Annotated in this window: 7 protein-coding genes and 1 pseudogene; 5 read left to right on the top strand and 3 right to left on the bottom strand. The window is 63.6% G+C overall.

The features are described 5' to 3' along the window. The 4 genes and pseudogenes from ACO06O_RS20390 to ACO06O_RS20375 form a co-directional block, all read left to right on the top strand. A pseudogene (locus ACO06O_RS20390) lies at positions 1-224 on the top strand (hypothetical protein); the annotation flags it as partial. 41 nt (positions 225-265) lie between these two features. Then, entirely contained in the window at positions 266-898 is a 633-nt protein-coding gene (locus tag ACO06O_RS20385; protein ID WP_421884171.1) for a YdcF family protein, read from the top strand. Next, on the top strand, positions 895-1,617 hold the full coding sequence (locus ACO06O_RS20380; RefSeq protein ID WP_421884168.1) for a lysophospholipid acyltransferase family protein: 723 nt from the start codon (positions 895-897) through the stop codon (positions 1,615-1,617). The genes ACO06O_RS20385 and ACO06O_RS20380 overlap by 4 nt, the downstream gene beginning before the upstream one ends. Before the next feature lie 245 nt (positions 1,618-1,862). After that, entirely contained in the window at positions 1,863-4,139 is a 2,277-nt protein-coding gene (locus tag ACO06O_RS20375; RefSeq protein ID WP_421884164.1) for an adenosylcobalamin-dependent ribonucleoside-diphosphate reductase, read from the top strand. Here the strand turns inward: ACO06O_RS20375 and ACO06O_RS20370 are convergent. From ACO06O_RS20370 to ACO06O_RS20360, 3 genes are read right to left on the bottom strand one after another with little or no spacing between them, the layout of a single operon-like run. Continuing rightward, positions 4,136-4,774: a VOC family protein gene (locus ACO06O_RS20370; protein ID WP_421884161.1), complete on the bottom strand. Its 639-nt coding sequence runs from the start codon at positions 4,772-4,774 to the stop codon at positions 4,136-4,138. The two genes, ACO06O_RS20375 and ACO06O_RS20370, sit on opposite strands and share 4 nt — an antisense overlap. Positions 4,775-4,813: 39 nt before the next feature. After that, entirely contained in the window at positions 4,814-5,110 is a 297-nt protein-coding gene (locus tag ACO06O_RS20365) for a cupin domain-containing protein (RefSeq protein WP_421884158.1), read from the bottom strand. Further along, positions 5,107-5,751 carry a gamma-glutamylcyclotransferase gene (locus tag ACO06O_RS20360; protein WP_421884155.1) on the bottom strand — a complete coding sequence of 215 codons (645 nt, stop codon included), beginning with the start codon at positions 5,749-5,751 and terminating at the stop codon, positions 5,107-5,109. Before ACO06O_RS20360 ends, ACO06O_RS20365 begins: the two co-directional genes overlap by 4 nt. Positions 5,752-5,846: 95 nt before the next feature. Between ACO06O_RS20360 and ACO06O_RS20355 the strand changes: the two genes are divergently transcribed. Next, positions 5,847-6,983 carry a DUF2125 domain-containing protein gene (locus ACO06O_RS20355; RefSeq protein ID WP_421884152.1) on the top strand — a complete coding sequence of 379 codons (1,137 nt, stop codon included), beginning with the start codon at positions 5,847-5,849 and terminating at the stop codon, positions 6,981-6,983. Positions 6,984-6,987: the final 4 nt, after the last annotated feature.

Below are 6,987 nucleotides of genomic sequence, written 5' to 3'. Positions count from 1 at the left end.
TGAAGGCGGGCTTGAAGGGCGGCATCATCGGCGTCGCGGCGACGGCTGCGACCGTCGTCGGCCTGGGTCATGGTGCGGCATCCGCGGGAACAACACTGCCCGGGACGGCGGTTCTGGAGGTCACTGACTGGGTCATTCTCGGGGGGCTGCCTCTCGCGACGGCCGCGATCGCGGCCCTGGCGGCCCGGTGGACGGTTCTGCGCGCCCTCGCCCGTATGGTATGAGTAAGGGTTGATGACGGATCGGATGGGAGGTTGAACCGACCTTGGCGCGAAACTTTGGAAGACCGCAGCGCAGGCGGCCCTGGCTTCTGGGGGCGCTTGCGGTTGCCGCGACAGCTTGGGTCGCGGGCTTCGTCGTCTTCGCCGGGACAATTCCGGAATCGACCGCCCCCCTGTCCGAGAAGTCCGACGCGATCGTTGTTCTGACCGGCGGCACGTTGCGGATGGAAACCGGGATCGCCCTCTTGGAATCCGGTGTGGCGCGCAAGCTATTCGTCTCCGGGGTTCATCGCGGCGTGGATGTTGCGGAACTGATGCGCATCCAGAAGCGCCAGCCGGACCGCCTGCAATGCTGCATCGTGCTGGGGCATGACGCCGTCGACACCGTCGGCAATGCGGAGGAGACTGCGTCCTGGGTCGCGCAGGAAGGGATCCGGTCGATCCGCCTGGTCACTGCCGGGTATCATATGCCCCGCAGCCTGCTGGAGTTTCGGTCCGCCATGCCGGATGTGACGATTGTGCCGCATCCGGTCTCACCCGATCACGTCAAGACAGATTCCTGGTACCGATACCCCGGAACGGCGTTGCTGATTGCCGGAGAATTCAGCAAATACATCCTGTCCTGGCTGCGTCAGACCGCCGGGCGCATGATCCAGTCGCTTCAGGAACCCGCATGACCGTGATCCGCTCCATCCTTTTCGGCCTGCTGTTCTATGGCGGCACGCTGATCATAGGTTTTTGCTATATCCCGCTGGCAGTTCTTCCGGGCCGGGTCGGGCGGCCCTTTTTCCGGTTCTGGGTCGTCTATTCCGCTTTCATGGTGCGGTGGGTCGCAGGCATTCGTCACCGGGTCGTCTTGCGGGACGATGCGGTTTGGCCGGACGGCCCGGCGATATACGCCTCGAAGCATCAATCCGCCTGGGAGACACTGGTTTTCAATCTCCTGCTGCCCAAACCCGTCTTCGTCCTGAAGAAGGAACTGGAGCGAATCCCTTTCTTTGGCTGGTATCTGCCGAAGATGCGCCAGATCGCCGTCGACCGGAAGGCCGGCGCGGCGGCCATGCGCGGTATGGTCGCCCAGGCGGAGGATGTGGTCGCCGACGGCTATTCCATCGTCATCTATCCTCAAGGCACGCGCGTCGCGCCCGGTGTCGACAAGCCCTATCATCCAGGGGTTTATGCGTTGTACCGGGCCGTAAACCTGCCGGTCGTACCGATCGCCCTCGATTCCGGCCGTCTCTGGGCGCGCAATGGGCTGATCAAGCGGGCCGGAACGGTGACGGTCGCGATCCTGCCGGCTATTCCGCCGGGGCTGGATCGCAAGGCTTTCATGAGCCGGTTGGAACAGGCGATCGAGGCCGAATCCCAAGCCTTGCACGAAGCCGCCTGTGGATAACTTTGTGGAGGGGCGCCGTGCCGGGTCCCCGATCCGGATGCCTTAACAAAACAGTCACTTACCTCCGGCCGGATGACATGCGTGTTACCGGAATTGTCATCAAACAAAAACGGAACACGCCTTGACGCCAGGGTCATTTGTGATCTAAAGTAAAAAGTGTGGAAAATCTGATACTTAACCCCCAAATCCAATTGTGACAGAAATGTCGCGTAGGCGGGAGGCCGCCATATTCAAGGGGTAAGCTTTTGGAAATCGACGCTTTTTCGCGACGCATCTGGGACATGAAATACCGGCTGAAACAGCCGGACGGCACCCCTGTGGACAAAACGGTGGAGGATACCTGGCGCCGGGTCGCCGATAGTGTAGCCTCGGTGGAAAAGAACCCCGCGCAATGGTCCGACCGGTTCTATCGCGCCATGGAGGATTTCAAGTTTCTGCCCGCCGGTCGGATACTCGCGGGGGCCGGGACCGACCGGGACGTGACCCTGTTCAACTGTTTCGTCATGGGGACGATCCCGGACGATATGCCGGGAATCTTCACCGCGCTGAAGGAAGCGGCGGTCACGCTGCAGCAGGGCGGCGGCATCGGCTATGACTTCTCGACATTGCGGCCGCGCGGCGCATTGGTCCGCGGCGTCGGCTCCGACGCGTCCGGCCCCGTTTCCTTCATGGAAGTCTGGGACGCGATGTGCCGCACGATCATGAGCGCGGGGTACCGGCGCGGCGCGATGATGGGCACGATCCGCTGTGACCATCCGGATGTCGAAGCCTTCGTCGCGGCTAAAGGGTCGGCCGGGATGCTGACCAATTTCAACATGTCTGTGCTGGTCACCGATCCCTTCATGGAGGCGGTCGACGCGGATGCGGATTGGGACCTTGTCTTCGACGGGCAAACCTACCGGACGCTGCGCGCCCGCGATCTTTGGGACAAGATCATGCGGTCGACCTATGACCATGCCGAGCCGGGCGTGATCTTCATCGACCGGATCAATGCCCGCAACAATCTGCACTATTGCGAGACCATTCAGGCAACCAACCCCTGCGGCGAACAGCCCTTGCCGCCCTACGGCGCCTGTCTGCTGGGGTCGATCAATCTGGCGCGGCTGATCCGCGACCCGTTTACCGACGCCGCGCAGCTCGATCTGGAGGCGTTGACCGACCTGACGGCGACGGCCGTTCGGATGATGGACAATGTGGTCGACCTGTCGCGTTTCCCGTTGGACCAGCAACGCGACGAGGCGCAGGCCAAACGGCGTATCGGCCTTGGCGTGACCGGGCTGGCGGACGCCTTCCTGATGTGTCGGGTACGGTATGGCAGCGCGGAATCCGTTCGCTTGACGGAGGCCTGGCTGACCGAACTGCGGGACGCCGCCTATCGGGCTTCCGTCATGCTGGCGGCCGAGAAAGGAGCCTTCCCGAAATTCGATCCGGCTCCCTATCTGGAGGCGGATATGATCCGCCGGCTGCCGGAAGACATTCGTCAGGATATCGGACGCTACGGCATTCGGAATGCGCTGCTGACCTCCATCGCGCCGACGGGCACGATTTCGCTGGTCGCGGAAAATGTGTCGTCGGGGATCGAGCCGGTCTTCTCTTTTCGGGCGCATCGCAAGGTTCTGGGCCCGGACGGGACGCGCGAAAGCCATGACGTCGTCGACTACGCCTATCGCCTGTTTCGTGAAAAGTTCGGCGAGGAGAGCGAGGTTCCGGCCTATTTCGTCGACGCTCAGGCGCTGGAACCCGAAGATCATCTGGCGATTCAGGCGGCGGCGCAGCGCTGTGTCGACAGCTCGATCTCCAAGACCATCAACTTGCCGGAGGATACCGGCTTCCAGGCGTTCAAGGATGTCTATGCCCGGGCCTATGCGATGGATTGCAAGGGCTGCACGACCTACCGCCCGAACCCGGTGACCGGATCGGTGCTGAGCGTATCGGAACCGCCGTCCGCCGAGGCTGCTGCGAGCGCTCCCGATCTGCCGGAGGAGGATGGCGTCATCTACATGTCCCAGCCGCTCGACCGGCCGGGGGCGTTGGAAGGACGGACCTACAAGCTGCGCTGGCCGGAAAGTGACCATGCGACCTATATCACGATCAACGACGTGATGGACGCGTCGGGCCGCCGCCGACCGTTCGAGGTCTTCATCAATTCCAAGAATATGGAACATTATTCCTGGACCGTGGCGCTGACGCGGATGATCAGCGCGGTGTTCCGGCGCGGCGGCGATGTGTCTTTCGTGGTGGAGGAATTGAAAGCCGTCTTCGATCCGCGCGGCGGGTACTGGGTCGAAGGTCGCTATGTTCCGTCGATCCTGGCGGCCATCGGCGATGTGATCGAACAGCACATGGTTGCCATCGGGTTCCTGGAGCGTGATGCGAAAGGCGACAACGCGGCAGACAGTCCGGCAAAGGCATCCGCCATCGGCCGGTCCGGACGCCATTGTCCACGCTGCGGCCATCCGGGCCTGATTCGCATGGAAGGCTGCGATACCTGCGACAATTGCGGCTGGTCGCGCTGCGGCTAGGAAAGTTCCTTCACGCCGTTCGAGGTCTCGATTTGCGCGCGATATCGAATTTGGGGGCCGGCCGCCACCTTCGGCGGCCGGTCGATCGACCATTCGCGGTACAGGGCTTCTAGTCCGGTCGGGTCGGGATGCTCCAGCGTAAAGTCGATCAGCCGCGCGCCCAGATCGGGAATCTCCGCCATCGATGTCGGATCGCCCTTATGGTCGATCAGCGACGGGGCCGCGCCGTCGAGCGGCAAACTGCCGTCCGATGGAATGGCGAAGGCAAATTCGGGCGCGCCGAAGGGCAAGGGCACGACATCCCCGAAAATCGCGCCATGGCGCGCCACGACCGTGTCGATGTCCTGAGTGTTGGCGACCCAGCCGCGCAGACGCCGCCCGGCCTCCCAATCGGACCGGACGGTCCGCGGGTCGTCGACGCCGAACCAACGGGCGCGGCCCGGATCGACGCCGTCGGGATCGCGCGCGACGATTTCCAGATAGGTCCGGCCCCCCAATTGCAGACGATGATTGTGGGTGCCCATATAGAGGTGGCGCGTCCCAAAGGGCACGTCGACATCCAGGCAGTCCCGGACATGGGCGACGCCCTCCGCCAAGGTTGGCGCGATCACGGTCAGATGGTCGAGGTGCAGCATCGGTCCGGCACTGTCTCAGTGGGTGGGGGTTGATTTGGCCTAGGACCGTTTGATTTCGACTTCGACGAAGGTGAAGGGCGTCGCGTTGGCATTCACCACATTGTGGTCCACGCCGGCCTTCCGGGCATAAGACTGCCCTGCGGTAAGGTCGGAGGTCACAATGGACCCGTCCGGCAGTTCGATGGTCAACGCGCCCGTGGTCATGGGAACGACGACATAGTCCATGGCGTGGACATGGCGTCCGGTTTCCGCGCCGGGCGGAAAATGCCACTCGGTCACGCGCACGGCCTCGTCGTCCACTTGAACGGTGGGAATCGCGGCGGGTCTCTTGGTCATGCCGTTTCCTTTCTGGTTGCGCCGGTCAGTTTCGCGGCCAGCCGGTGCAGGGCCGGGTCGTGAATGCCCAGTTCGTCAAGATGGGTCACCGTGTTCAGCACATAGTCGATATTCGGCCCGCGCTCGCCGGATGCCGACCGGACCGTCTCCTCGATCACATCTTCCGGCAAGTCGAAGGCACATTGCGGATGATCCGGACAGGGGGTGAAGCTGTAGCAATCGATCTCCCCCTGATCGGTCTTCGCCCGCAACGGGATCAACCGATAGCTGCCATGCCCCATTTCGCGCCGCCACAAGATACGCGCCGCCTCTTCGAGGCGGTCCGGATCGATCCGGAAAGCACAGCCCTCGCAATGCCCGCCCGGCGCCAGTCCCATCACCAGTCCAGGCCTTTCGCAGGTGCCCCGGAAATGAACGGAATAGAGGCAGAGCGCGCGGTGCCAGCCCTCAATGGCGGCTCGTCGCCTTTCGACATAGGGAATTTCCGGGTTCCAGATCAGCGACCCCGTCGCGAAGATCCATACGGCGGAAGGGGCGGGGCACGATCTGGCCCATTCGTCGGCTTGGGCGTCGATCTCGGACTCGGCCAAGCGCGGGAAATCCGGCAGCGGCGGAATCGGATGTTTGGAGGAAATGGACATGCGCCATATCCTGAACAAACCCCGCCAACTTGCCAAGCCACGCGACGGCGCGTACACCCGCAGACATGACGACGCGACGCATTGCGATCTGGACGATGGCCTTTTTGACCCTGGCCGCCGTTTTGTGGACCGGCTGGTGGTTCTATGCCGGACGTTTTGCGATCGCCTCCCTCCAGGAATGGGCAGAAGACCAACGCGCCAACGGGTATGACGTTACCTTCGCGCGGGTCGACATGGCTGGATATCCATTTCGGATAGACCTGACGGTACAACGTTTCGGGATATCCGCGCCGGGCCGCTTTTGGGCTGTGTCGAGCGACGAGACGACGGTGTCCTTCCGGCCCTGGAATTTGAACCGCTACACGTTGAAGACCGCCGCGCCGGTTCAGATGATCGCGGCGGCGCTGCCGGGGACCCGCCAATCCCCCATCGTGGCCGGATCGGTCGAAGGCACATTCCATCATGCGCGCGACGGCCAAACCCATGTCCTCGAATTGGTGGCGAAGCCGATTTCCGGTCCCCTGGGACTGTCGGTCAAGGAAGTCGGCCTGATCGGCGAACGTCCGGCTCGCCGGGCCACGGATCATGAAGCGACGGCCCTGTCCGGGCGGTTGGAACTGGTCGATGCGACCGCCCCCGCCTTGTTCCCGCCGGGCCTGCCGAACCGCGTTACGGCGGCGGTGTTGGATTTCGATGTGCTGGGACCGGAACCGGGGCAGCATGGCAGCGCCCTGCGGCGTCTGTCCGAATGGCGCGACGGCGGTGGGTCGATTGAAGTGCGGGATATCGCGCTGGCCTGGGAAGATCTCAATCTGCGCGGCGAAGGCACTCTGGCGCTGGATACCGAGATGCGACCCATCGCGGCCTTTGCCCTGGACGCGTCCGGCGTGCCGCAAACCGCCCGCCGGTTTCAGGAAGCCGGCCTGATCGATGACCGCACCCGCCGTTATATCGAATTGGGAACGGGGCTGCTGTCGCTGGGGCGCAGCAATTCGGCGAGCATCCGCGTCCCCATCTCGGCACAGGACGGCGTTCTGTATGTCGGCCCGGTCGCCGTTGGCGAGGTTCAGCCGCTGATTCCGGGATACAATCCCGCGCCCGCGGCGGCGGTGCCACCGCCGAAGGACGATTTCGCGCCGCCGCCGCCGCCTCCGACGGTCAGTGAGGAAACCCTGGGCGCGGACACGCCGCCCCGCCCGGTTCCGGTGCCTGTTCCCGTACCGTCGCAGTAGTCCC

This window comes from Pacificispira sp., assembly GCF_965228185.1.
Classification (GTDB): Bacteria; Pseudomonadota; Alphaproteobacteria; order UBA8366; family Aestuariispiraceae; genus Pacificispira.
Note: the sequence above shows the minus strand (reverse complement) of the source record. Positions and strands in the feature narration are given on the sequence as shown.